This is a genomic window from Pseudooceanicola sp. DL12, from assembly GCF_056270665.1.
In genome coordinates this window covers 3348022-3374210 of sequence record NZ_CM149884.1, presented here as the reverse complement: position 1 = coordinate 3374210, position 26189 = coordinate 3348022, and the positions used below count along the sequence as shown (strand labels likewise).

18 protein-coding genes are annotated in these 26189 nt (G+C 66.7%); 6 read left to right on the top strand and 12 right to left on the bottom strand.

Translation table 11 applies throughout. The features are described from left to right. Positions 1 to 4: 4 nt before the first annotated feature. From AC0WR5_RS15630 to AC0WR5_RS15610, 5 genes are all read right to left on the bottom strand, one after another. On the bottom strand, positions 5 to 1522 hold the full coding sequence (locus tag AC0WR5_RS15630) for an ABC transporter ATP-binding protein (protein WP_475864488.1): 1518 nt from the start codon (positions 1520 to 1522) through the stop codon (positions 5 to 7). Next, complete coding sequence (gene xdhC / locus AC0WR5_RS15625) at positions 1458 to 2483, bottom strand: xanthine dehydrogenase accessory protein XdhC (RefSeq protein ID WP_475864486.1); 1026 nt, start codon at positions 2481 to 2483, stop codon at positions 1458 to 1460. Before xdhC ends, AC0WR5_RS15630 begins: the two co-directional genes overlap by 65 nt. Further along, positions 2476 to 4800, bottom strand: coding sequence for a xanthine dehydrogenase molybdopterin binding subunit (xdhB, locus tag AC0WR5_RS15620; protein WP_475864484.1), 2325 nt, complete (start codon positions 4798 to 4800; stop codon positions 2476 to 2478). The genes xdhC and xdhB overlap by 8 nt, the downstream gene beginning before the upstream one ends. Continuing rightward, positions 4797 to 6176, bottom strand: a complete 1380-nt coding sequence (gene xdhA, locus AC0WR5_RS15615; protein WP_475864482.1) for a xanthine dehydrogenase small subunit — start codon at positions 6174 to 6176, stop codon at positions 4797 to 4799. Before xdhA ends, xdhB begins: the two co-directional genes overlap by 4 nt. A 241-nt stretch (positions 6177 to 6417) precedes the next feature. After that, positions 6418 to 6882, bottom strand: a complete 465-nt coding sequence (locus tag AC0WR5_RS15610; RefSeq protein ID WP_475864481.1) for an SRPBCC family protein — start codon at positions 6880 to 6882, stop codon at positions 6418 to 6420. Positions 6883 to 7040: 158 nt separating this feature from the next. Here AC0WR5_RS15610 and dnaE point away from each other — a divergent pair, with 158 nt between their 5' ends. Then, positions 7041 to 10586 (top strand): DNA polymerase III subunit alpha, encoded by a 3546-nt coding sequence (gene dnaE, locus AC0WR5_RS15605; protein WP_475864479.1) that lies wholly within the window; start codon positions 7041 to 7043, stop codon positions 10584 to 10586. Here dnaE and AC0WR5_RS15600 read toward each other — a convergent pair. From AC0WR5_RS15600 to AC0WR5_RS15590, 3 genes are all read right to left on the bottom strand, one after another. Further along, the gene (locus AC0WR5_RS15600) at positions 10546 to 11058 is read right to left on the bottom strand and encodes a hypothetical protein (protein WP_475864477.1); all 513 of its coding nucleotides are present in this window, start codon (positions 11056 to 11058) and stop codon (positions 10546 to 10548) included. The genes dnaE and AC0WR5_RS15600 overlap by 41 nt on opposite strands. Before the next feature lie 100 nt (positions 11059 to 11158). Continuing rightward, positions 11159 to 12346 carry a hypothetical protein gene (locus AC0WR5_RS15595; protein ID WP_475864475.1) on the bottom strand — a complete coding sequence of 396 codons (1188 nt, stop codon included), beginning with the start codon at positions 12344 to 12346 and terminating at the stop codon, positions 11159 to 11161. Between the two features lie 462 nt (positions 12347 to 12808). Beyond that, entirely contained in the window at positions 12809 to 13027 is a 219-nt protein-coding gene (locus AC0WR5_RS15590; RefSeq protein WP_475864473.1) for a SlyX family protein, read from the bottom strand. Between the two features lie 130 nt (positions 13028 to 13157). Between AC0WR5_RS15590 and hisS the strand changes: the two genes are divergently transcribed. From hisS to hisG, 3 genes are read left to right on the top strand one after another with little or no spacing between them, the layout of a single operon-like run. After that, positions 13158 to 14657 carry a histidine--tRNA ligase gene (gene hisS / locus AC0WR5_RS15585; protein WP_475864470.1) on the top strand — a complete coding sequence of 500 codons (1500 nt, stop codon included), beginning with the start codon at positions 13158 to 13160 and terminating at the stop codon, positions 14655 to 14657. A gap of 1 nt (position 14658) precedes the next feature. Further along, complete coding sequence (locus tag AC0WR5_RS15580) at positions 14659 to 15768, top strand: ATP phosphoribosyltransferase regulatory subunit (protein WP_475864468.1); 1110 nt, start codon at positions 14659 to 14661, stop codon at positions 15766 to 15768. Beyond that, positions 15765 to 16460 (top strand): ATP phosphoribosyltransferase, encoded by a 696-nt coding sequence (hisG, locus tag AC0WR5_RS15575; RefSeq protein ID WP_475864466.1) that lies wholly within the window; start codon positions 15765 to 15767, stop codon positions 16458 to 16460. Before AC0WR5_RS15580 ends, hisG begins: the two co-directional genes overlap by 4 nt. Positions 16461 to 16803: 343 nt before the next feature. Here hisG and AC0WR5_RS15570 read toward each other — a convergent pair whose 3' ends face one another. Both AC0WR5_RS15570 and AC0WR5_RS15565 read right to left on the bottom strand, forming a co-directional pair. Then, positions 16804 to 17181, bottom strand: a complete 378-nt coding sequence (locus AC0WR5_RS15570; RefSeq protein WP_475864464.1) for a hypothetical protein — start codon at positions 17179 to 17181, stop codon at positions 16804 to 16806. Positions 17182 to 17408: 227 nt separating this feature from the next. Beyond that, positions 17409 to 17843: a DUF1489 family protein gene (locus tag AC0WR5_RS15565; protein ID WP_475864462.1), complete on the bottom strand. Its 435-nt coding sequence runs from the start codon at positions 17841 to 17843 to the stop codon at positions 17409 to 17411. Positions 17844 to 18113: 270 nt separating this feature from the next. Between AC0WR5_RS15565 and AC0WR5_RS15560 the strand changes: the two genes are divergently transcribed. Together AC0WR5_RS15560 and AC0WR5_RS15555 are read left to right on the top strand one after the other, a co-directional pair. Continuing rightward, positions 18114 to 20396: an adenosylcobalamin-dependent ribonucleoside-diphosphate reductase gene (locus tag AC0WR5_RS15560; RefSeq protein WP_475864460.1), complete on the top strand. Its 2283-nt coding sequence runs from the start codon at positions 18114 to 18116 to the stop codon at positions 20394 to 20396. Between the two features lie 318 nt (positions 20397 to 20714). Then, on the top strand, positions 20715 to 20963 hold the full coding sequence (locus tag AC0WR5_RS15555; protein WP_475864459.1) for a hypothetical protein: 249 nt from the start codon (positions 20715 to 20717) through the stop codon (positions 20961 to 20963). A 352-nt stretch (positions 20964 to 21315) separates the two neighbouring features. On the opposite strand, the gene AC0WR5_RS15550 is transcribed toward AC0WR5_RS15555, so the two are convergent. Continuing rightward, positions 21316 to 21825: a hypothetical protein gene (locus tag AC0WR5_RS15550; protein WP_475864458.1), complete on the bottom strand. Its 510-nt coding sequence runs from the start codon at positions 21823 to 21825 to the stop codon at positions 21316 to 21318. Next, positions 21822 to 26189 (bottom strand): eCIS core domain-containing protein, encoded by a 4368-nt coding sequence (locus AC0WR5_RS15545; protein WP_475864456.1) that lies wholly within the window; start codon positions 26187 to 26189, stop codon positions 21822 to 21824. The genes AC0WR5_RS15550 and AC0WR5_RS15545 overlap by 4 nt, the downstream gene beginning before the upstream one ends.

Here is a 26189-nt window from a genome sequence, read left to right as displayed (position 1 = left end):
ACGCTTACACATGCGCCACCTCCATGCCATGGGCACCACCCATCATCAGGCCGATCTCTTCCATGGTCAGGCCGGCGGCGGGGCGGATGTCCGACAGGCGCCCCTCGTTCAGCGCGGCAAAGCGGTCCGAGACCTCCATCAGCTCGTCGAGGTCCTGGCTGATCACGATCAGCGCGGCGCCGCCCGCGGCCAGGTCCATCAGCGCCTGGCGTATTGTCGCGGCGGCGGCGGCATCAACGCCCCAGGTCGGCTGGTTCACCACCAGCACTTCCGGGCGCTGCATCACCTCTCGGCCGATCACGAACTTCTGCAGGTTGCCGCCCGACAGGGCGCGCGCCGCGGTTTCCGTGCCCGGCGTCCGCACGTCGAAGCGCTCGATGATCTTCGCCGCGAAATCCCGGGCTTTGTTCCATTTCAGGAAGCCGTTGCGCATCAGCCCCTCGCGGTCCGCGCCCGTCAGAAGGGCGTTTTCCGTCAGGCTCATGTCGGGCGCTGCAGCATGGCCCAGGCGCTCTTCGGGGGCCGTCAGCAGGCCCATGCGCCGCCGTTCGGTCGGGCCCATGGTGCCGATCGGCGTGCCATCCAGCTCGATCATCCCGCGGGCCGAGGTCAGCTCGCCCGAGAGGGCGGCCAGCAGCTCGTCCTGGCCGTTCCCGGCCACGCCGGCCAGGCCCAGGATCTCGCCCGCCCGCACTTCCAGCGTCACGTCCTTCAGCGAGGTGCCGAACTGCCCCGGAGAGGCCACGCTCAGCCCCTTCAGCGCCAGGCGCACCGCGCCCGGTTCCGCCGCCGCGCGTTCCGGGCGGTGCAGCTCGCTGCCCACCATCAGTTCGGCCATCTGCGCCGCCGTCACCTCGCGCGGGGTGCAGGTGGCCACCTTCTCGCCCAGCCGCAGGATCGTCGCCTCGTCGCAGAGCGCGCGGATCTCTTCCAGCTTGTGCGAGATGTAGAGGATCGAGGTCCCCTCGCTCTTCAGCTTGCGCAGGGTGGCAAAGAGGATCTCCACCTCCTGCGGCGTCAGCACGCTGGTCGGTTCGTCCATGATCAGCAGCTTGGGATCCTGCAGCAGGCACCGGATGATCTCCACCCGCTGGCGTTCGCCGGCCGAGAGATCGCCCACCAGTTTCCAGGGATCCAGCGGCAGGCCGTATTGCTCGCTCACCTCCCGGATCTGGTCGGCCAGGTCGCGGGTCTTCGGCGGTTCCGCCATCCCCAGCGCCACGTTCTCGGCCACGTTCAGCGCCTCGAACAGGCTGAAGTGCTGGAACACCATCGCCACGCCAGAGGCGCGCGCGGCCTGCGGTTCGCTCGGGGCATAGGCGGCTCCGTTCAGCACCATTTCGCCGCTGTCCGGTTGTACCAGCCCGTAGATCATTTTCACCAGCGTCGACTTGCCCGCGCCGTTCTCTCCCAGCAGCGCATGCACCTCGCCCTGCCGGATCTCGAAAGACACGTCGTTATTGGCTACGACGCCCGGATAGGCCTTGGTCAGCCCCCTGATGGATAGAAGTGTCCCCGTCACCCTGTCTCTTCCCTTTCGGCGTCTTTATTCGCGCCGTCCTCCTCAGTACCTCGACTGCAACCCCCACGGCAATCTCCTGCGGATGTTTCCCCAGGGTCGTGTCGCCAATCGGACAGTCGATGCTTGCAATCCGGGCAGGCTCATGGCCCAGCTTTGCAAGCCTTTTGCGGAACCGCGCCCATTTGCTGGCCGATCCGATCAGCCCGCAGTGACGAAACCCCCGTGTCAGCAGCGCATCGCAGAGCGCGAGGTCAAGGCTATGGGAATACGTCAGAATCAGGTGTTCGGCCGTGACCGGCGCATGGCCGGCCAGCAGCGCCGGATCGGCGGCGGGCAGGGCAGTCACGCCTGCCGGGATTGCCTCCGGAAACCGCTCCGCCCCGGTATCGACCCAGGTGATCGCCACCCCGGGCAGGGGGCTCAGCACGTTCACCAGGGCGCGGCCCACGTGGCCCGCTCCCCAGATCCAGATCTCGCGCTCGGGCCGGGCCACCGGCTCGACCATCCAGCCCTCGATCAGCTGTGCCGCGGGGCGCGTGCCGGCGGCGCGCGCCTCGGCCAGCACCTTGCGCACGGCAAAGGGCATCTCGGTGGCGCCCTCTGCTGACGCGCCGGGCACTGCGCCGGGCACTGGCCGCGCGATCACGTCCTCGTCGTCCAGCTTCTCCAGCCGCGCCGCGTCGTAGATCTCGTAGAGCATCGTCACCGCGCCGCCGCAGCACTGGCCCAGGTCCGGGCCGAGCGCCTGTCTTTCCAGCCGGTCTGTCGACAGCCGCCGGGCCTTCAGCATCGCCTCGTGCTCCAGCGTACCACCGCCGATGGTGCCGATCAGAAAGTCCGGCCCCACCAGCATTGCCGTGCCCGCCTCGCGGGGGGTGGAGCCGCGCGTTTCCGCAACGGCCACCCGCACCACGCGGCCTCCGCGCGCCACGGCGTCGCGAAGGGCGGCAAGGTCAAACATCGGCCTGCATCCGCTGCACCGCCTTCAGCACCCGCTCGGGCGTGGCCGGGGCATGCAGGTCGGGATAGGCCGTGCCGCAGGAGGAAATCGCATCCTCCAGCGCAAAGAACGCCGACATGCCGAGGTTGAAGGGCGGTTCGCCCACGGCCTTCGAGCGATAGATCGTCGCCATCGGGTTGGGCTCGTCCCAGAGGTCCACGTTGAAGACCCGGGGGCGGTCGCCGCAGGCGGGGATCTTGTAGGTGCTGGGCGCATGGGTGCGCAGCCGCCCCTTGTCGTCCCAGACCAGCTCCTCCGTGGTCAGCCAGCCGGCGCCCTGCACATAGGCGCCCTCGACCTGGCCGATGTCCAGCGCCGGGTTCAGGCTCTCGCCCGCGTCATGCAGCACGTCGGCGCGCAGGATGCGGTATTCGCCGGTCAGCGTGTCGATGACCACCTCGGTCAGCGCCGCGCCATGGGCGAAATAGAAGAAGGGCCGCCCGGTGCCGTTGATCCGGTCCCAGCTCAGGTCGGGCGTGCGGTAATGCCCCGTTGCCGACAGGCTGACCTGGTTCTGGTAGGTCAGCTCCGCCGCCTTGGCAAAGGACATCTCGTTGCCGCCCGCGCGCACCATGTTGTTTTCAAAGACGACCTCTTCCATCCGCACCTGGTGCAGCTCGGCGATGACCTTGGCCATACGCTCGCGGATGGTGTCGCAGGCGGCCTTCACCGCCATGCCGTTCAGGTCGCTGCCCGAGGAGGCCGCCGTGGCCGAAGTGTTCGGCACCTTGGCGGTATCCGTCGCGGTGATCTTCACCTTGTCGGTGGTGATCCCGAACCGGCTCGCCGCCACCTGCGCCACCTTCTGGAACAGGCCCTGGCCCATTTCCGTGCCGCCGTGGTTCAGGTGCACCGATCCGTCCTGGTAGACATGCACCAGCGCACCCGCCTGGTTGAACCAGGACAGGGTGAAGGAAATCCCGAACTTCACCGGGGCAAAGCCCAGGCCCTTCTTCAGCACCGGATTGGCGGCGTTCCATTCCTCGACTGCGGCCTTGCGTTTCGCGTACTCGGCGCTCTCCATCAGGCGGTCGGTCAGCCTGTGCAGGCAAAAATCCTCCACCGGCATGTTGTAAGGCGTCGTCTGCACCACGTCCGTCGGGCTCAGCAGGCCATCGGCAGTGGGGGTGAAATCGGCGTAGTAGTTCACCCGGCGCACCTCCACCGGGTCCATGTTCAGCTCATGCGCCACGTGTTCGATCACGCGCTCCACGCCCAGGATCCCCTGCGGCCCGCCGAACCCGCGATAGGCCGTGGCCGAGCACATGTTGGTGCGCAACCGGTGGCTGCCGATGCGGATGTTCTCCAGCAGATAGGCGTTCTCGGCATGCAGCATCGCGCGGTCGGCCACGGCCAGCGACAGGTCCTGGCTCCAGCCGCAGCGGGTGTACTGCTGGAACTCGATGCCGTGGATGCGGCCGGTGTCGTCGTACCCCAGCGTATAGTCGATGCGGAAATCATGGCGCTTGCCGGTGATCTGCATGTCGTCGTCGCGGTCATAGCGCATCTTGGTCGGGCGCCCGGTCTTCAGCGCCACCACGGCACAGGACACGGCCAGCGGGTTGCCCTGGCTTTCCTTGCCGCCGAACCCGCCGCCCATGCGGCGGCTTTCCACGCGCACGGCGTTCATCGGCTTGCCGATGGCCTCGGCCACCTTGTGCTGGATCTCGGTTGGGTGCTGGGTCGAGGCGTTGATGATCACGTCGCCCCCCTCCTGCGGCCAGGCCAGGCAGGCCTGCCCCTCGAGATAGAAATGCTCCTGCCCGCCCATCTCGATGCGGCCGGAGAGTTTCAGCGGCGCCGCCTCGATGGCGCTGTCCGGGTCACCATGTTCCCAGGTGATCACCGGCTCGACATAGCTCTTGGCGGCCAGGGCCTCGTCCACCGTCATCAGCGGCGTGCCCTCGGTGATGTCCCATTTCGCCAGCCGCGCGGCCCGGCGGGCGGCGTGATGGCTGGTGGCGGCCACGATGAACACCGGCTGGCCGACGAAGTTCAGCGTGCCCGTCGACAGCAGCGGCTCGTCATGCACCGGGTTCGAGGCCACGTCGTTGGCAAAGGGCAGGTCCTCGGCGGTCAGCACCGCGACCACGCCGGGCGCCGCGCGCACCGCGCTCAGGTCGAGCCCGTCCAGCGTGCCCTTGGCCACCGGCGAGGTGCCAAAGGCCAGGTGCAGGCAGTTCGCGGGCACCGGGATGTCGTCGATGTAGCGGGCTTCGCCTGCAACATGCAGGGGGCCGGCGTCGTGGGGCAGGGGCTTGCGCACTTCCTGGTTCATGCGATCACCTCCGCGAGGGTCATTGTCTGGCCCTGGTCGGCCAGCAGGTATCGTTTCAGCATGTTGCGGGCGGCATCGAGGCGATATTCCGCGCTCGCCCGCATGTCGGTCATCGGCTGGTAATCCACGGCCCAGGCGTCATGCGCCTTTTCCAGGATGCTCTCGTCCCAGGGCTGGCCGGTGATCGCCGCTTCCACGGCGGCGGCGCGCTTGGGGGTGCCCGCCATGCCGCCAAAGGCGATGCGGGCGCTTTCCACGACGCCATCGCTGACCACGATGTTGAAACAGCCGCAGGCGGCCGAGATGTCCTGGTCGAACCGCTTCGACAGCTTGTAGCAGGCCAGCCGTTCGGCCAGCGCCTTCGCGGGCCGCGGAATGGTGATCGCTTCCACGAATTCCCCCGGCGCGCGGTCCTGCTTGCCGTATTCGATGAAGAAATCCTCCAGCGGCAGCGAACGACGCTCCGCGCCCTTGCGCAGGTGCAGCGTGGCGCCGAGCGCGATGAAGGCGGGCGGGCTGTCCCCGATGGGCGAGCCATTGGCGATATTGCCGCCCACGGTGGCGGCATTGCGCACCTGAACGCTGGCGAACCGGCGCAGCATCAGGCCGAGACCCGGAAAGATCGGTTCGATCACGGGCAGCAGCTCGGAAAAGGTCACCATGGCGCCGACGCGGATCTCGTCCTCGCCCACCTCGATGGCCTTCAGCTCGGCGCAGCGGTTCAGAAACGCCACTTCGCCCAGCTCGCGCATCGCCTTGGTCACATGCAGGCCCAGGTCGGTCGCGCCCGCCACCAGCGTGGCGTCAGGGTGCGCCTCGTACCAGTCGGCCAGCGCATCCGCGGTCTCGGGCTGGAACGCCACGCCCTCGGCGTCCACGGGCATCTTGAAGACCTTGGGCATATGCTCGGGCACCGGCTTGGTCATCGCCTCTTCGGCGGCGCGGATGATCGGCGCATAGCCGGTGCAGCGGCACAGGTTGCCGGCCAGCGTCAGGTCGTGATCGGCCTCGCCTGTGATCTGGGCCGTGGCCATCGACATGGTGAAACCGGGGGTGCAGAAACCGCATTGCGAGCCGTGGTGATCCACCATGGCCTGTTGCACCGGGTGCAGCGCGCCTTCGGGCGTCTTCAGGCCTTCCACCGTGGTCACGGCCTTGCCCTGCAGCTGCGGCAGGAACAGGATGCAGGCGTTCAGCGCCTTCGGGCCGTCCTCGCCCGTCACCATGACCGTGCAGGCGCCACAATCGCCCTCGTTACAGCCTTCCTTGGTGCCCGTCATTCCACGCTCGATCCGCAACCAGTCGAGCAGAGTCGTGGTCGGGTGAACATCGCTGATGTCCACGCGTTCTCCGTTCAGTTGAAAGGAGAGTGTCATATGTCATTCATCCACCGCGTTCCCTGTGGCGACCATCTGTTTCCCCGATGCGGCGGAAGGGAAACGGCCATTAGGCTTTGGCGTAAAGAGAGCGACTGCCGGCTCGCTTTGCAAGCCCCTGTATACGGCAAGATGAACGCCATGGTCAAAAGGGGTGGAGCAGATTCACCAAGCGCCACCGGATTGCGCCGAAAGGTTGTGCGCGTCCCCAGGATGCACCCGAGCCCCGCGGGGCAGGCCCCTAGACGCTGATCTTCTGCGCCAGGGCCGAGAGCTGGTCGGTCGCCGCGCCCCAGCCCTCGTGAAAGCCCATCTCCTCGTGCCGGGCGCGCGCCTCGGCATCCGCATGCAGCACCGTTGCCACATAGCGCGTGCCGGCCGGCGTCTCGTCGAGCGTGATGATCGCCGTCATGAAGGGTTCGTGGCGGGGGCGGAACCCCGGCCCGAGCGCATCGGTAAAGCTCAGCAGCTGCGCCTTGGCCGCCGCCAGGATGCAGCCGTCGCTCTCGATCTCGGTGCCGTCGGGCAGGCGCATCCGGGTCATGAACCGCCCGCCGGCGCGCGGTTCGATCACCGCCGCCGTGGTCTCCACCGGCGCCGGAGAGAACCACTGGCAGAGCAGGTGCGGCTCGGTCCAGCAGCGCCAGATCGCGGCGGCGCCGGCCGGGATCACGCGGGTCAGGCTCAGGTCGGTGGCGGCATTCATCGGCGGTCACTCCGGGGGCGGGCAGGGGCGTTGCGGCCTGCGTCTTCGGTCTGCGTCCGGCCGACTATGGGCTGCGCAACCCTGCCGGGCAATAGCCGCCTTGCGCTCACCGCTGTTGCAGGCTTGTTGCTGCCAGCGCCCGCGCATACCATTTGCGGATGGCCACAGATCCCCGATTCATCCACCTCCGCGTCCACACCGAATACTCCCTTCTCGAAGGGGCCATCCGGCTGAAGAAACTGCCCGGCTTCTGCGAGAAGTTCGGCATGCCTGCGGTTGCCGTGACCGACACGAACAACATGTTCTCGGCGCTGGAATTTTCGGTAACCGCCTCGGGGGCCGGCGTGCAGCCGATCATCGGCTGCCAGGTCGACGTGGCCTGGCACGAGGTGCAGCCGGGAGAGCGCGCGCATCCGCCCGCGCCGGTGGTCCTGCTTGCCCAGAACGAGACCGGCTACGAGCACCTGATGGAGCTGAACACCTGTCTCTACGTGGCCCACCACGGCGACGTGCCGCAGGTCTCGCTGGCCGAGCTCGAGGCCCATACCGATGGCGTGATCTGCCTGACCGGCGGCCCCGACGGCCCCGTCGGGCAGCTGCTGCAACAGGGCCACCGCCCCGAGGCGCAGGCGCTTCTGGAACAGCTCGCGCGGGCCTTCCCCGACAGGCTCTACGTCGAGCTTCAGCGCCACCCGGCAGAGAACGGACAGCCCGAAAACGAACGGCTGACCGAGCGCGATTTCATCGAGATGGCCTATGCGATGGAGCTGCCGCTCGTCGCCACCAACGACGTCTACTTCCCGACGCCCGACATGTACGAGGCCCATGACGCGCTGATCTGCATCGCCGAAGGCGCCTATGTCGACCAGCAGGAGCCGCGCCGCCGGCTGACCCGCCAGCACTACATGAAGAGCCCGCAGGAGATGGCGACGCTCTTTGCCGACCTGCCCGAGGCGATCGAGAACACCGTCGAGATCGCCAGGCGCTGCGCCTTCCAGGCCTACAAGCGCGCGCCGATCCTGCCGAAATTCGCCGATGACGAGGTCGAGGAACTGCGCCGCCAGTCCAAGGAGGGCCTGCAGAAGCGTCTCGACGTGATCCCCCATGCCGTGCCCGAGGAGGAATACTGGAAGCGCCTCGAGTTCGAGATGGGCATCATCGAGGGCATGGGGTTCCCGGGCTACTTCCTGATCGTGGCCGACTTCATCAAGTGGTCCAAGGATCACGGCATTCCCATCGGGCCCGGCCGGGGCTCGGGGGCCGGCTCGCTGGTGGCCTATGCGCTCACCATCACCGACCTCGATCCGCTGCGCTACTCGCTGCTCTTCGAACGCTTCCTGAACCCGGAACGTGTGTCGATGCCCGACTTCGACATCGACTTCTGCATGGACCGGCGCGAAGAGACGATCCGCTATGTCCAGCAGAAGTACGGCCGCGACAAGGTGGGCCAGATCATCACCTTCGGTGCGCTGCTCTCCAAGGCGGCGGTGCGCGATATCGGCCGGGTGCTGCAGATGCCCTTCGGCCAGGTCGACCGCCTGTCCAAGCTGATCCCTGTCGAAGGGGTGAAGCCTGTCGGCATCGCCCAGGCCCTGCGCGACGAGCCCCGCCTGATCGAGGAGATGCGCGAGAGCGAGCAGGACGTGCGCGACGGCCGCACGAACCCGGCCCGGCGCCTCTTCGATTACGCCGAAAAGGTCGAGGGCCTGCTCCGCAACGCCTCGACCCACGCCGCGGGCGTGGTGATCGGCGACCGGCCGCTTGACCGGCTGGTGCCGCTCTACCAGGATCCCCGCTCCGACATGCCCGCCACCCAGTTCAACATGAAATGGGTCGAACAGGCGGGGCTGGTGAAATTCGACTTTCTCGGCCTTAAGACGCTGACCGTGATCCAGTATGCGGTCAACCAGATCCACGCCGGCGGCCGCGACCTGCACGTGGCCGCGGATGGCACCAAACTCTACGATCCCGCCCCCGGCGCCGAGAACCAGATCAACGCCATCCCCCTCGACGACGAGAAGACCTACGACCTCTATTCCCGCGCCAAGACGGTCGCGGTGTTCCAGGTGGAAAGCACGGGCATGATGGATGCCCTCAAGCAGATGAAACCCACCTGCATCGAGGACATCGTGGCCCTCGTGGCGCTCTACCGTCCGGGCCCGATGGAGAACATCCCGGTCTATTGCGAGGTCAAGAACGGCAAGCGCGAGATCACCTCGGTCCACCCCTCGATCGACCACATCCTGGCCGAAACCCAGGGCATCATCGTCTACCAGGAACAGGTGATGCAGATCGCCCAGGTCATGGCCGGCTACTCGCTCGGCGGTGCCGACCTGCTGCGCCGCGCCATGGGCAAGAAGATCAAGGAGGCCATGGACGCCGAACGCCCGAAGTTCGAGGCAGGTGCGGCCAAGAACGGCGTCGATGCCAAGAAGGCCTCCGAGGTCTTCGACCTGCTGGAGAAATTCGCCAACTACGGCTTTAACAAGTCGCACGCCGCCGCCTATGCCGTGGTCTCCTATCAGACCGCCTGGCTCAAGGCGAACCACCCGGTGGAGTTCATGGCCGGGGTCATGAACTGCGATATCAACCTCACCGACAAGCTCACGATCTACTTCCAGGAGGTCAAGAAGGGCCTCGGGCTGCCCTATGTGCCGCCCTGCGTGAACCGATCGGATGCCAACTTCAAGGTGGTCGACGGCGCGCTCGTCTACGCGCTGGGCGCGCTCAAGAACGTCGGCGTCGATGCCATGAAGCTGATCGAGGAGGGCCGCAAGGTCGACGGCAGGGACAAGCCCTTTGCCTCGATCTTCGACTTCGCCCGCCGCTGCGAGCTCAAGCGGATCGGCAAGCGCCCGCTGGAAATGCTGGCCCGCGCCGGCGCCTTCGACGAGATCGATCGCAATCGCCGCCGCATCTTCGACAGCCTCGAACAGCTGGTGGGCTATTCCGCCGCGATCTGGGAACAGAAGACCTCGAACCAGGTCTCGCTCTTCGGCGACGCCGGCGACGACCTGCCCGAGCCGCGGCTCTCCCCCGCCAACGACTGGCTGCCGGCCGAGCGCCTGGCCGAGGAATTCAAGGCCATCGGCTTCTACCTCTCCGGCCACCCGCTCGACGACTACATGGGCGCGCTCAAGCGCAAGGACGTCAAGACGCTCGACGATGTCACCCGTCTGGCCGAGGGGGGCGCCCTGGTGGCCAAGCTCGCCGGTATCGTCACCGGCCGCCAGGAACGGAAATCGGCGCGCGGCAACCGCTTTGCCTTTGCCCAGCTCTCCGACCCGACGGGCGCCTACGAGGTCACGATCTTCTCCGACACGCTCGAGGCCAGCCGAGATTTCCTCGAGAACGGCTCCAAGGTGGTCGTGACGGTCGAGGCGACGATGGAGAGCGACCAGCTCAAGCTGCTGGCACGCGGCATCGTGCCCATGGACGGTGTCGTGGCCGACGCGGGCGCCATCGGGCTGAAGATCTTCATGAACGAACCCGCGGGCGTGACGGCGGTGCACGACGTGCTGCTGCGCGCCAGGGAAACCGTGCGCGGCGTGCAGAAGGGGCCGATCCACTTCTGCCTGATCGACAGCACGCTTCCCGGCGGAGGCGAGGTCTCGATGAAGGCCAACGAGGGCTTCCCCGTCACGCCGGAGATCAAGGGCGCCATCAAGAGCCTGCCGGGCGTGCTCTCGGTCGAGGAGATCTGAGCGCGTTCCGCTCGCACCGCGCCATGGCCCGGGCCGCGGCCGCGGGGTGGTCGATCCGGTCGAGATAGCGCCGGGCCCGCGCCAGGGCGTCGCCGTGGTACTGCTCTGGGCCCAGCATCCGGCACGCGTTCAGCGCCGCGCGGTCGAGCAGGTCGAACGCCACCCGTTCCACCCGGCAATGCCATCCCGGCCCGCAGAGCCGCGCCCAGCCGTCCGTGTGATGGCAGAGCAGGGCGGTGCGCCCGGCATAGCCATGGAAATCAAAGGCCAGGGTCCCGTCGGTGACATAGATGTGGTTTCCGGCAAAGCCCGCGCCGGGCAGGATCCGCTCGGCATGAAAACCGGGCAGGGGCGGCGCCTGCAGGAAGGCCCCCGCCAGGATCTGGCAGGCGCCGTGGCCAAAGAACACGCGGTCCGGCAGGTGCCACCGCCGCACCGGGTCCTGCTTGATGCCGGGTTTCAGCCTGTACATCGCCACAGCCTGCCCGGGATGATGCCCGCGGTAAAGCCCGCAGGGGTAAGGGCAGGCATCACGGCAGGCAACACGGGTGACATCGCGGGGTGGGCGGCGCTCAGAGCTCGGGCGCGGCGGTGCTGGTGCTGCCCTGCGCGCCGACGATCGCGCTCAGCTCAGCGCCACGGCGGTGCGCCCAGGTCGCCCAGAAGTTCTGCCAGGCCTGATCCGCATCGACGATCTTCACGCGAAAGGCCGTGGCCGCGCCGGTGCTGTCATCGGTGCCGACCTCCAGGAAGGTCTGCGCGGCACAGCCCACGCCGATCGCCGCGGCCTCGGCCGAGGGCTGATAGCTGTCGCTGGTCAGCGGCTGCGACTGGAACTGCCAGGGCATCTCCTGCAGCGCGCTGCCGCCGCTGCAATCGGCGGAATAGACATTGCCGATATGGGCGCCGCTGCGGTCGAAGGCGCTGGTTTCGCGGCCCGCGCTCGCCTTGCCGTATTTCTCGCTCAGCGCCGGCAGCAGGGCCGACATGGCCATGGGCTCCTCCAGGCGCGAGACGCGCTCCATCACGGCCACCCGCTCGGGGGTGTCGAGCCAGTCGCCCGCCGGGCCGTATTGCAGCGTGATCAGGTCCTGCGGCCGGCCCTCGGCATCGGGCGCGCGGCCCCAGACCTCTTCGCTGATGGTGTAATCCTCGCCGCTCAGCGCGCGGCCCATCTCGGTCTTGGCATAGCCCTTCTCGCTCAGCAGGGCCTCGGCCTCGTCGCGGGTCATGCCCGCGGTCACGCCCAGCAGCGCCAGCCCGGGCATCGGCGCATGGGCCTCCCCGGGCAGCGGCGCGCGCAGGCCGGCGCGCATTGTGATGCCGTCGATCATGCCAAGGAACCCCTCGGTCCCGGCGCCGGGCACCAGTCCCAGCGTGTCGGGGCCGGTGCGGTGGATGGCAAAGGGCATCTCGCCGGGGCAGCGTTCGGCGCCGACGCTCTCGGCGCTGTTCAGGGTGATCTGCCTGGCGGTGCCGTCCTCCAGGGCAAAGTTGTAGGTGCAGGTAACAAAGCTCAGCACCGGCCAGCGCTCGGCCTCCAGGGTCAGGGCGCCCACGCCATCGAGAGAGGTCAGCTGTATCTGCAGCTTCTTGGCGCCGCTCATCTGGTAGCCGGTGAACCACAGGCCATCGGTCGTCTCGGGCGTGGTCTGGGCCCCCGCAGGTGCCGCGCTGGCAAGAAGGATGGGCGTCAGCAGGGTGGCCATCATCAGGGAAAATGGCTGGGCGCGTCTTGCGGTGGTCTTGGGCGTCGTCATGAAAAGTTGATCCTCGGGTCAGGCGTACTCGAAAACAGGCAGCCTCCCTGCCGGCAGGCCGCGAGAATTGCGCGGGCGCTGTCCGGAAACGGGCAGGGAATGTGCCGATACGTGTTGGGATATTGAGCTGCCCCCCACCTGTCAAAGCGCTTCACGGAAAAGAGAGCAACCGGCAAGGACCGGCCAGTCGAAGGCAGGGGGCTCTGCCCCCCGTCTCCTGCGGAGCCTCCCCGGGATATTTCCGACAGGGAAACGAAACGAGACACCGCCCCCGTTTCCCTGTTCCAAATATCCCCGCCGGAGGCTTCGGGCTCCGCGCGCGGAGCCCGAAATCGCACCGACGCGATACCGACGCGATACCGACGTAATACCGACGTTGGAATCCGGCCTTTTCAGAGGCTTAGAGGTATGCAATTTTCGGAATGGGTTGCCGCCGGATCCGGTGGTTCCGGTGGCCTCCGATCAGTAATGCGGCGGCTTCTCGTTGCCCATGTAGATGCCGGAGGAGGCATCGGCTTCCCTTTCTGCCTCGCGCTGCATCAGCATCGCCACACGGCGGGTCAGCACGTCGATGTCGCGCTGTTGCTGGGCGACAGTGTCGGACAGGTCATCTACAGCCCTGATAAGATGTGAGATTTTTTCTTCGAGCGCGTTTCGGCCCGTGTCGTTGCCGTCTGTCATGGCATGTCCTCCGGTCTGGCCCTGCCTGGGAGAGGGCCGATGTAGGGGAGGCGGCGGATTGCGCCGCGCTTGCCCCTTTTCCGCCCATGGGCTATGCCGCGCACGCAATCCAAATGGCAAGGACAAAGCGATGGCCAAGGTCAAGAAAGCGCCGCGCCCCAAGGCGGAAACCCCGAAAGGCTTCCGCGACTACTTCGGGGCCGAGGTAACCGAACGCAGCGACATGCTGCGCACGATTGCCGGTGTCTACCATCGCTACGGCTTTGACGCGCTGGAGAGTAGCGCTGTTGAAACCGTTGAAGCCCTTGGTAAATTTCTGCCTGATGTGGATCGCCCCAACGAGGGGGTCTTTGCTTGGCAGGAAGGCGAGGAAGAGGGCAAGGGCGATTGGCTGGCGCTGCGCTATGACCTGACGGCGCCGCTGGCGCGGGTCTATGCCCAGCACCGCAACGATCTGCCCACCCCCTACCGGCGTTATGCCATGGGCCCTGTCTGGCGCAACGAGAAGCCGGGACCGGGCCGTTTCCGTCAATTCTACCAGTGTGATGCCGATACAGTAGGGACCGGTTCCGTGGCTGCGGATGCGGAAATCTGTGCGATGTTGTCCGATTGCCTAGAAGAGGTCGGGATCCCGCGCGGCGATTACCAGGTGCGGCTCAACAATCGCAAGGTCCTGAACGGCGTGCTCGAGGCCATGGGCCTGGCCGACGAAAACCAGCGAATGGATGTTCTGCGCACGATCGACAAGTTCGACAAGGTTGGTGAAGGCGGCGTGCGCGAGCTGCTGGGCAAGGGGCGTCTGGATGCCTCCGGGGCCTATATCGATGGTGTTGGCCTGACCGAGGCGCAGGCCGATCCGGTCCTCGCTTTCCTCACATCCAAGGGTGCAGACGCGAGCGCGACGCTCGCCAACCTTCGCAATGCCATAGGCGGCTCTGCCATTGGGGGCGAAGGCGTGGACGAGCTGGAACAGATCGCGGCGCTGCTCGATGCCCAAGGGTATGCCAGCAACCGGATCGAGATCGATCCCAGCGTGGTGCGCGGGCTCGGCTATTACACCGGTCCGGTGTTCGAGGCCGAGCTGACCTTTGAAATCCTTGATGAAAAAGGCCGCAAGCGGCAGTTTGGCTCGGTGTCCGGTGGTGGTCGTTATGACGACCTGGTCAAGCGTTTTACCGGGCAGGCCGTGCCGGCCACGGGCATGTCCATCGGCGTCGATCGCCTGCTGGCGGCCCTGCGGGAAAAGGGGCGGATCGGCTCCGAGGTTGCCGGCCCCGTCGTGGTGACCGTCATGGACCGGGACCGCATGGCCGACTATCAGACCATCGTCGCGGAACTTCGGAATGCGGGAATTCGGGCCGAGGTCTACCTCGGCAATCCGAAGAACTTCGGCAATCAGCTGAAATATGCGGACCGTCGCGGCAGCCCTGCTGCAGTGATCGAGGGCGCCGATGAAAAGGCGCGCGGCGTGGTGCAGGTGAAGGATCTGATCCTCGGCGCCAGGATCGCCGAGAACGCGACACTTGAAGAATGGAAGGAACGTCCATCGCAGTTCGAGGTGCCGCGTGACCAGCTGGTTTCCAAGATCCGCGAAATCCTGGCCGGCAACGGCGAGACGGGGCAGGGCTGAGATGATCATCCGCACCCCCGACAAGGCGCAGGTCAAGGCCTGCGCCGCTGCCCTGCGTGACGGGTTCGAAGCTGCGGGCGCCATCCCGGTGGAAGCCCCCGTTCTGCTGCCCGCCGAGACGCTTCTGGATCTCTACGGAGAAGACATCCGCGCCCGGGCCTACACCACCTCCGACACCCTGCGGGGAGAGCAGATGCTGCGCCCCGATTTCACCGTGCCGGTGGTGCAGATGCACATGAGCCAGGGCGCCGAACCAGCCAGATATACCTATTCCGGCGAGGTTTTTCGCCGGCAGGAAGTCGACCCGGACCGGGCGAACGAATACTTGCAGGTCGGATTCGAGATCTTCGACGGCTCGAACCCTGCCGATGCGGACGCCGAGGTTTTTGCGCGGGTCGAGGCGGCGGTGGCCGGGCTGAACCTCAAGGCCACCACGGGTGACATCGGTATCCTGATGGCGGCAGTGGAAGGGCTGAACACCTCCGAGGCACGCAAGGCGGCGCTGCGGCGGCATATCTGGCGCCCGATGCGGTTCAAGGTCTTGCTGGAGCGCTATGCCGGCAAGTCGCCCATGCCCGCGGGCCGCAAGGCTCTCCTCTCGGCCGAGGATCCCTTTGCCGGTGCCGGGCCCGATATCGGCCTGCGGCGCCGTGAGGAAGTGGAGGTGCGCATCGCGGCCCTGCGGGCCGATGCGGATGTCCCGCCTATATCGTCGCAGGAGATGGAGCTGATCGAGGCCATCCTGAAAGTGCGTGAAACACTGCCCAATGCCTTGGAAAGGCTACGGGATATTGCGGTGGATCTTCCTGCGATCGGTGATGCAGTCGAGCGTTTGGGCCTGCGGATGTCGGCCCTTGCCGCGCGCGGGATCGATGTGCAGGCGCTGGAATTCGAGGCGACCTATGGCCGGACCCACATGGAGTATTACGACGGTTTCGTCTTTGGCTTCGTGGTGGACGGCCGGCCGGACCTGCCGCCGGTTGCGACGGGGGGGCGCTATGATGCGCTGACCCGCTACCTTGGGCGCGCCGCCGGAAAGCCGGAGGGGATCCCCGCCGTGGGCGGCGTGATCCGCCCTGGGCTGGTCGTGGAACTGGGGGGCTGGACATGAGCATCAAGCTGGGTGTGCCCTCCAAGGGCCGACTGATGGAGAAGACCTTCGACTGGTTCGGGCAGCACGGCGTGCAGCTCGGGCGCAGCGGCTCGGATCGCGAGTACGCCGGGAAAGTCGAGGGAATAGAAGGGGTTGAGCTCGTCCTCCTCTCGGCGGGAGAAATCCCGCGCGAGCTGAACGCGGGACGGATCCACCTTGGCGTCACGGGCACGGACCTGGTGCGCGAGAAGCTGGGGCAATGGGATCAGCGGGTCGAGGAAATGGCGGAGCTGGGCTTTGGCCATGCCGATCTGATCCTTGCCGTGCCGGCCTGCTGGGTCGATGTCGAGACTCTTGACGATCTTGATTCCGTGGCGGCGGCCTTTCGGCGGGACCATGGCTTCCGCCTGCGGATTGCCACGAAATATCATAGACTTGTGCGCGAGTTCCTGAAGGAGAAGGGCGTTGCCGACTACCAGCTGGTCGACAGCCAGGGTGCGACCGAGGGGACGATCAAGAACGAGACCGCCGAGGCCGTTGCCGATATCACCTCGACTGGCGAGACCCTGCGTGCCAACCACTTGAAAATACTGGGAGATGGCCTGATGCTCAAGAGCCAGGCGACACTCTTCCGGTCGCGCACCGCGCCGCTGTCGGACAGTGATCGCAAGGTGCTGGCGGAGCTGGTTCAGCGCCTCGGGCTGGACTGAGACAGAGGCCCGGCAGGACAGGTGAAACCGGCTCGGAAGGGCCGGTTTTTCCATGTTCGAATTCTGAAAATTGAATGTCTGCAAGCCTATGAAATCGCCGGATTCCAACGTCGGTATTACGTCGGTATCGCGTCGGTATTGCGACGGTGCGAAATCGGGATGATCCGGGGCGCGCGGGGGCGCGCCCCGGAACCTCCGGCGGGGATATTTCCGGCCAGATGAAAGAGCGCCGGCGCTCCCCTGTCATCTGGCCACAAGTCTCCGGGGGGAGGCTGCGAAGGAGACGGGGGCAGGGCCCCCTCTTGCCGTCCTGCCGGGGCCAGGCGGCGGGCCGGGGCGGGCTTCAGGGGGCGCTCTCCTGATCCTGGCGGGCACGGAGCAGGGCGGCATAGGCCTCCGGGTCGGCCTGTTGCAACTGATCGAGGGCCCCGGCGGCGCGCCGGGCGAGGGTAGTGCGCATCTCGGCCTTGGCGGCGGCGATGCGGCTGTCGAGCTCGGTGATGCCAGGCAGGGGGGTGCCGGTGGCCCTGGAGAGGGCCGTCAGCGCATCGAGCATCTCGCCGAGCTGGGTGCCGTAGCTGGCCACGTTGCGGTGGACGTATTCCTCGATCTCGGGATCGCCGGCGATGTCGTCGGAGAAGAGGCGGGGTTCGATGTTCTGGGTCACGTCACCGGAGAAGGGCGCCTTCCAGAGCGAGAAGAGATGGGGCGAGGGGAACATGGGGCGTCTCCTGCATGTCCGTGCGGGAACTCCGGGCGAATGTCCGTGAAGAGCCCCTCAAGTCAGCCCGTGGCGGCGCCTGCTGTCAATCCTGTCGGCAGGCATGGCCCTCCGCCGCCCGCACTGGGGCGCGGCCTGCCCGCGCATTGGGCGGGGAAGGGGGCAGTGCAGTCATGAGGGGCTGGCATGGTGGGCTTCTGGGGCCCTGGCCCGGGCGGCAGGGCGCCTCAGATCAGGCCGATCTCGGCCAGGGCGGCGTTCAGCTCGGGGGGCAGCTCGTCGTCGTGCTCGCGGGCCCTTGCGAGGTCCACGGGGGCGTCCTCGGGCTTGAGGTAGCGCCAGCCCTGGAAGGGGCGCTTCAGGGTGGGGGCCACCCGCACCACCTCGGGGTCGAGCACGATGGCGCAGCGGCGCACGCCGTCGCCGTAATCCGCCTCGGCCAGGTCGATGACCTTTTGGCGGGCCTGGATATGGCCCTTGATCACCCAGTAGATCGAGCCGCCGGCGAGCAGCTCTGCCTCTTTCTTCGGCCACATCCGGGTGATGTGGCAGGGGTAGCCATCGCTTGTCTGGGCGCGGGGCTGCTTCTGCCATGCCTCGAGATCCTCGACGCTTTCGGTGCCGACGGAGAGCTTGATGAGGTTGATCGCGGAAGAAGACATTCGGGCGTTTTCCTGCTAGGGTTGAAAGTGTGGCCTTACCAGATAGATGCGGCCGTCGACCTGTTGTCCACAAGATATAGTAGGCCGTCAGGCATTTCCATGGTTGCACCTGCCCGGCGACTTGGACTAACACGATAGCCCGTCAGGCCGCCACTTCAAGCTGATCCCGCATACCCGCCGATGAGAGTCGTCGGCGCACAAAAGGATCGAAGTGACTGCCGCCCGCCGTTATAGACAGTCGCAAGCTGCCCTTCTGCCAAAGGAATACTGATGACCCGCTTTGCCGCCCCGATCGCCGAACAAGTCTGGGATATGAAATACCGCTTCAAGGATGCGGACGGCACGCCGGTGGACCGGTCCGTGGAGGACACCTGGCGGCGAATCGCCCGGGCCCTGGCCGCGGTCGAGAAGGATCCCAAGACCTGGGAGAAGAAATTCTATGCCGCGCTGGAGGATTTCAAGTTCCTGCCCGCCGGCCGGATCACCGCAGGCGCCGGCACCGCGCGCCGCGTGACCCTGTTCAACTGCTTCGTCATGGGCACCGTGCCCGATTCGATGGCGGGCATCTTCGACATGCTGAAGGAAGCCGCTCTGACCATGCAGCAGGGTGGCGGCATCGGCTATGATTTCAGCACCATCCGCCCGCGCGGCGCCGATGTGAAGGGCGTGGCGGCGGATGCCTCCGGCCCGCTGTCGTTCATGGATGTCTGGGACGCCATGTGCCGCACCATCATGTCCGCCGGCTCGCGCCGTGGCGCGATGATGGCGACGATGCGCTGTGACCACCCCGACATCGAGCAGTTCATCGAGGCCAAGAGCGACCCGGCGCGCCTGCGCATGTTCAACATGTCGGTGCTGGTCACCGATCCCTTCATGGAAGCGGTCAAGGCCGATGGCCCCTGGGAGCTGAAGTTCGGCGACAAGGTCTATCACACGCTGCAGGCCCGCGACCTGTGGAACAAGATCATGCAGGCGACCTATGATTACGCCGAGCCGGGCGTGATCTTCATCGACCGCATCAACAAGGCCAACAACCTGGCCTATTGCGAGACCATCGCGGCGACCAACCCCTGCGGCGAGCAGCCCCTGCCGCCCTATGGCGCCTGCCTGCTGGGCTCGATCAACATGGCGCGCCTGGTCACCGATCCCTTCACCGACGCGGCGAAGCTGGACGAGACGGCGCTGTCGGAGCTGGTCGCCATGGCGATCCGCATGATGGACAACACCGTCGACGCCTCGGGCTTCCCGCTGGACGCCCAGGCGCGCGAGGCCGAGGCCAAGCGCCGCATCGGCCTCGGCGTGACCGGCCTTGCCGATGCGCTGCTGATGGTCGGCCTGCGCTATGGCTCCGACGAGGCGGCGGCCCAGACCGATGCCTGGCTGCGGGCCATCGCGCGCGCCAGCTACCTGGCCTCGGTCGAGCTGGCCAAGGAGAAGGGCGCCTTCCCGCTCTTCGACAAGGACGCCTACCTGGCCTCCGGCACCATGCAGATGATGGACGAGGACGTGCGCGCGGCCGTGGCCGAGCACGGCATCCGCAACGCGCTGCTGACCTCGATCGCGCCCACCGGCACGATCAGCCTCTACGCGGGCAACGTCAGCTCGGGCATCGAGCCTGTCTTTGCCTATGAGTACACCCGCAAGGTCCTGCAGAAGGACGGCTCGCGCACCGAGGAGAAGGTGGTCGATTACGCGGTGAAGATGTGGAAGGACCTGAAGGGCGACGCCCCGCTGCCCGACTATTTCGTCAACGCCCAGACGCTTGCGCCTCTTGAGCACGTCAAGATGCAGGCGGCGGCGCAGAAGTGGATCGACTCGAGCATTTCCAAGACGATCAACTGCCCCGAGGACATCGACTTCGAGTCCTTCAAGGACGTCTACATGGAAGCCTACGAAACCGGCTGCAAGGGCTGCACCACCTACCGTCCGAACGACGTGACCGGCTCGGTTCTGTCGGTCGAGGAGACCAAGGAAGAGGCCAAGCCCGCCATGCCCGAGGAGGGCGGCGAGGTGATCTACATGTCCGAACCGCTGGACCGTCCGCAGACGCTGGAGGGCAATACCTACAAGCTGAAGTGGCCCGACAGCGAGCATGCGATCTACATCACCATCAACGACCTGGTGGTGGGCGGCAAGCGCCGGCCCTTCGAGGTCTTCATCAACTCCAAGAACATGGAGCATTACGCCTGGACCGTGGCGCTGACGCGGATGATCTCGGCCGTGTTCCGGCGCGGCGGTGACGTGAGCTTTGTCGTGGAGGAGCTGAAGGCGGTCTTCGATCCGCGCGGCGGGGCCTGGATCAAGGGCAAGTACATCCCCTCGATGCTGGCGGCGATCGGCGGCGTGATCGAGACGCACATGATCGAGACCGGCTTCATCGAGAGCGAGGGTCTGGGCCTGAAGAGCGACCCGGCGGCAAATGTCGTGGGCCTCGAAGGCGGCACCACCTCGAAGAGCCGCGGCAAGGCCTGCCCGAGCTGCGGTCAGTACAGCCTGATGATGGTCGAAGGCTGCATGACCTGCACCAGCTGCGGCCACTCCAAGTGCGGCTGAGCCGGTAGGGCTTCAAAGTCAGAGAAAGCAGATGAATGCGCAAACGGAAGCATAAGTCTGCGCAAGGGGTGTCAAGGGTGAAACGTATCGCCTGTTGTCCCTGGGCTGCTCTCTGAAAGGCGGTGATAGAGGCGCTGGAGCAGACGCTCCGGCGCCTTTCGCGTATGAAGGGGATGTGCGGTTCGTGGCGATGAGGCGGGGGGATCTGGCGGAGGGCTGTTGTGCCCTCCCTGTAAGAGCCTGAGCATGGCGCAGTGGGGCTGGCTTGCGATGGTAAGACCCTGGACACGAGGTCGCTTCGAAGCGGTGGGAACTTCGATGAAGACCATTAAGCCGACGCAAGCTGTCGCTACGATCCTCAGCCGATTGCAGCGTCGGAGAAAATGTCAGGTGCCCGTCACCGGAGCCGATGTCTACGCCAACAACATTGCTCGCGTCTGTGGAGACGACGTTGACCTCGACCCGGTCGAACGGGGCCTCATACACCTCAAGCGCCAGAAGGTGATTTCCGGCCGAAGACTCGTCACCCTTCTTGCGCGCCATCAGCGGGAGATCAGACCTGAGTGAGGCATCGCGATGGCTTCCTTGGCTAGGGGCTCTCAACGCTAGCTACGTAGAAACGAAGCGTCACCGCTCTGGGTGAGAGAATGGTCGGCGTCAAGCGACCTATAAATCCCGCTCACGTCCGGCGCAGCATGATGATCTGCGCTGGCACGAAGGCCGGGAAGCGGGCTTTCGCGGCGAAGATGGCGAACGTCCGGTTCAAAGCAGGCTGGGCGTTTGCTTGATGCATCACTTATGCCTAGGCTCAGGCGCCTATTCAGTTCTGTCGATGAGCCGGAGGTGAGTGATTTCTCGCATTCGTTTGCCGTCGCTGTCTGCGCTCCGCAGCGGCGCCTTTTCGTGCAGTCAGCCGGGTCTATTCGGCAGCGGTGAGCGGGACGGTGTCCGATGGAGCCCCGGATGCAGGCCCGGGCGCATCAGGGGTGGCCCCGGCGGGGGAAGTGCCGGGGGCGGGCTCCAGGAAGCGGGCACGCTGGGCGCCGTAGAAACAGGGCACCAGCAGGGCGAGCCAGAGGTACATCCAGGGGCCAGGAGCCGTGGCCCAGGCTGCGCCGACACAGACCGCGCAGAGTGCCATCATCGAGCCGAAGAGGGTGCCGGCCTCGCGGCGGCCGAAGATCATCGACAGGCCCACCAGCAGCGCCCAGCTGCCCAAGGCGATCTTGACCAGGAGCCCCCATCCTGTGGAGGGCGCGGCGAGGCAGCCGATCACTGCGGGCCAGTGGAGGATGGCGATGGCGTAGCTGTCGCCGAGGCGACGGTCGAGGTCCCGCGTCAGGGCCGGCGCGGGGGCTGCGGGTCTGGTTTCGGCAACCGGTCCCGGGTCTGTCGTGAGGTCGGTTTCGGGGGCATCTTGCGGTGTCATGGTCCTGTCTCCTCGCTGTCGCTGGTGGTGTCGCTGTCTGTCTGGTTGCCCGAGGCGCTGTCACTGGCAGCGGCGGGCATCTGGTGCTCGTTGCCGGTGCCCTGGCCGAGCACGACGGTGTAGGCCTGATAGAAGATGTTGGCGTGCCGGGTGCCGAGTGCGGCGCGCAGCTGATCGTGGCGGGTAAAGATCTTGTCGGGGGCGGCGCCCGCGGTGATCAGCCTGGTGCGTTCGTCGATCAGCTTTTGCGCGGATCCGGCGCCGAGGCCGCGTGGCTGCTGAACCTTGGTCTTCAGGTCCTCGTCGCTGAGCGCGTTGATCTCGATGCGCTCCTTCGGGTTGGCGCCCTCGAAGATGTTGTAGCTCTGCTTGTTGGTGGCGATCGTGTTCTGCACCGTGTGGCGATAGAGGACACTGGTGCCGACGCTGCCATCGGGCGTGAGTTCGCGGGCGGAGCAGTCGAGGGTGAGGGGCACGGCGGATTCGGCGCGGATGATGCGCGAGATCCAGTCGTTCTCGTCCCCGGCCTGCACCGAGGCATCGGCAAATTCATCGGCCAGCCCGGTGTCGACGGTGCGGCCGTAATTGGCGGTGACCACGAAGTTGACAGCCCGGTTGTGGTCGAGGACGGCTTCCTTGACCTGGGTCTCGAAGCCGCGCAGGTGCGACTGTTCGCTGCGGTTGTTGGCGTCCTGGGTCAGCGGTGTGAGGTTGTCCCAGGTGGTGCCCGGCCCGCCGATGTTGTCGTTCAGCAGGTGCCCGCGCACGTAGTAGGTGGAATTGTTGCCGCCGCGCCGCCGCAGGGCCTCCCAGTTGTCGTTTGAGAGACTGGAGGAGGGCGAGCTGCCCTGGTCGCTGATCGTCTTGGTCAGGCGCAGGATGCTGACGTTGCTGCCGAAATCCTGAACCCGGCTGCCGTAGACCGGCGGCGAGGAGCGCTCGCCGCTGCCGGCGGGCATGAAGGTTGCAGTTTCGGCCGCGAGCGCGTCGAGCAGGCCTTGCAGGATGGCGGCATGGTTCGTGGTGGGCTGCTGCGCTCCGGCGGCATTGGTGGTGTTGCCGGTATCGGCAGAGGCGGTGCGGATGGCTTCGTCGATCTGTCCCGCGATGGTGATGGCGCGCCGTTTCCTGCTCTCCTCGACATTGGGGATCTGATCGATGAAGTCGCTGTAGGGGCGCGGGTTTTCGCTGGCGATCATCACATGCGCACGGGCGCCCTGGCCCTCGATATAGACGGCGTGTTCCTCTCCGGCCTGGTTGCGGAAGGTCTTGCGCGTGCGCCACCATTCGCGAACGGCGGCAACGCCGGCGCGCACGGCGGTGGCGCCCCGGTTGAGCAGGTCGAGGAAGCCGCGCCCGAGGCGGATGGCCTTGTCGATGACCCAGTCGATGGCCTGGTTGACCTTTTCCCGGACCCCCTCGACGAATTCCTGGATCCGGTCGGCCAGACCGCCCAGCCCGGCCTGATTGGCGAGAAAGGCGATGGCCACCGGCAGGGCACGGCCCAGGGCACCCTCCAGGAAACCGGCGGCGGTGTCGATGGCGCCAGAGGCGATGGAGGCCACGCCGTCGAGCAGCCGCGAGACGATTTCGAGCATGGCGCGGAGCTGCTCCACGAAGGTCTCTATGGCGCGGTAGATCGCCAGGCAGCTCTGGATCACGGCCATGATGCCGGAGGGGTCGAGCATGGCCATGAGCTTTTCCGTGGCCGAGGCGATGATGCGGGTGGTGATCCAGCCGACGACGCTGTCGAGGACCATCGACCAGAGGTCGCTGAGCTTTTCCTGCACGAACTCCCAGAGCCCGGCGATGCCGTCGTTGAGCAGCACCGAGACAAAGCGCCAGACCCCGGTGGCCTGGTCGAGGACGGCGCGGATGCGGTCGACCTTTTCCTGCCCGATACGGGCGGCGAGGCGGGCCAGCACGCGCTGCAGCGTGATGTCGAGGATCTGCATCACGAAGCCGAGCACGGCCTGCAGGGTGAATTCGCGCGGCGGTTCCAGCCCGGCCTCTTCGACCGTGCCGAAGAGCCAGCCTGTGACGCCTTCGAAAAGGTGGGTGAGGATGTTGGAGAAGAAGCGGCTGAAGCCCTCCTTCATGGCACGGAGCAGGTTGATCAGGAAGCCGATGGGATCCTGCAGGATGCGGCCTACGGCGGTGGCGGCCTTGGTCAGGATACCCACGACGAGGCGCGCGGGCAGGCCGATGAGCGCGAGCATCTCGCGGAAGAAGGTCCAGGCGGCCTTTGCGATATCTCCATCGCGGAAGATCGCCGTGAGGATTGTCATCGCGGTGTCCTGCAACTTCGTCCAAAGGTTGCCGATGGCCACGAACTGGCTGAAGACGGGGATGCGGCCGAGGATCTCGTTGACGACGAAATCCTTGATCGGGTTGCGGATGCATTCCGGGATCAGCTCCCAGGCGGCCTTGGCCAGCAGGATGGGCAGTTGCAGCAGGTCGGAGGCGACGGTGATCACGGCGCCCACCACCTCGGCGATGCGCTCGATATAGGGCGACAGGAAGTCGAAGCCGCGCACCAGCAGGTCGAAGAGGCTCTTGACCTTGTCGCTGGCCCAGGCGGCAAGATCTGAGATGCCGTCCTCCAGCCAGGCGAGCTGGCTGGCGAGGGCCGAGACGATGGCGCTGCCGCGCAGCCGCGCCATGAAGGTCGAGACCTTGGTGGAGACCGAGGTGATCTTGCCGGTGATCCAGGTGCCCGCGGCCACCAGGGCCGCGCGTATCGTGTCCAGGATCGTGCCCAGGGAGGGCAGGATGCCGGAGAGCGTCTCGCGGTTCTCGGCCACGCTGCCGCCTTCGTCCATCGCGTCGAGGCTGCCCTCGAGGTCCTCGCTGAACTTCGTCATGTCCTCGCCGAGGCTGGCGAGGAAGGCGGGCGGGATCAGCTCCTGCACGAAGGCGACGGCCTCGCTGACCGGCTCCCAGACCGGGCGGGTCTGGTCGCGGACCCAGTCGAAGGCCTGGGTGGCCTTGTCGCTGAACCAACCGATGATGCCGCCCTTGCTGTCGCCCTGGGCGGTGCTCTCTCCGGGGCCGAAGAGCTGATCCTTGACCCAGTCCCAGGCCATGCCGGCGTAATCGCGCACCGGCTGGGTCTTGTCCCAGATCCAGGTGCCCATGTCCTCGATCATCTCCCAGACGTCGCCGGCGGCCTCCTTGATCCAGTCGATGGCGGCGGACCCCACTGCGGAGACGCTGTCCCAGAGAACGGAGAAGAAATCGGAGACGGGCGAGAAGAACTCTGTCAGTTCGGCCCAGGCCTCTCCGGCGATGCCGAGGACATAGGACTTGAGCCGGCCGAGGGCGGCAAAGAGCGGCCCGCAATCGCCGTTGAGGAGCGCCTCGACGATCTCGCGACCGGTTTCGAGCATTTCGCCGAAGGTCTCGACCAGGCTGTCGACAAAGGCACCCGGGTCGAGACGCGAGACGGCGCCGACGATCCCGTCGAAGACGCCGCCCAGCTGCTGGCGCAGCCAGGTCATGGGACCGAGCCGGATGACCGGTTCGACCTCGGGGGCATAGCGGCGGAGCAGGTCGTAGACCACGCCCGAGATGCTGTCGGAGATGCCCAGGTCGATGTCGATGTCCCAGTCGCGCGCGATGGCGGGATCGCGCGCGGCATCGCGGATGGGGGCAGCGATGTCGGGCAGGGGAGAGGCCCCTGTCTGTTGGACCACATGGGTCAGCTCGTGCGCCATCAGGTGGCGGTCCTCTGCACTGGCCCGCTCACCCATCCAGATATGGGAGCCGTGGGTGAAGGCGCGGGCGCCGATGCGGGCGGCGGCCTGCCGGTCGGCGGGGCCATCGTGCAGCCGGACCGCAGAGAAGTCGGCGCCGAAGCGCGGCTCCATGAAGCGGCGCAGCCCGGCGGGCAGGGGGCGGCCGGCACCGGGATTGCGCACGGCTCGGGCCACGTCGGGCGGGGCGGGGCCGCCGGCGGCGCCGCCGGCGGCCCTGTCATTGGCACCGGCATCGGCACCGGCACCCGCATCGGGCAGCCCGGGATCACCGGGAGCGTCCGGGGGAAGGTCGTATTCGCCACCCGCTTCCGGTGCCGGTGCCTCGCGGATCACCTCGTCTTCCGGAAGGGCTTCTCGGGCAAGCGCGGAGCCTTCGGCGGCAGAGACCGGCGCGGCAGGTTCCGGCATGGAGACGACGTGGTCGGCCATGCGCTCGGCTTCGTGCTCCAGCGGATCATTGGCGGCACCGACGACAAGCGCTGGCTGTAGCAGGGGGCGCGCCTGTTCCGGGGCCCGAAGGAGGGTGGCCGCGCGGGGCTGAACCCGGGGCGGTGCGGGACGCGTCGCCGCGCGGGACGACGGGGTTTTGACCGCTGTGTCGCCCAT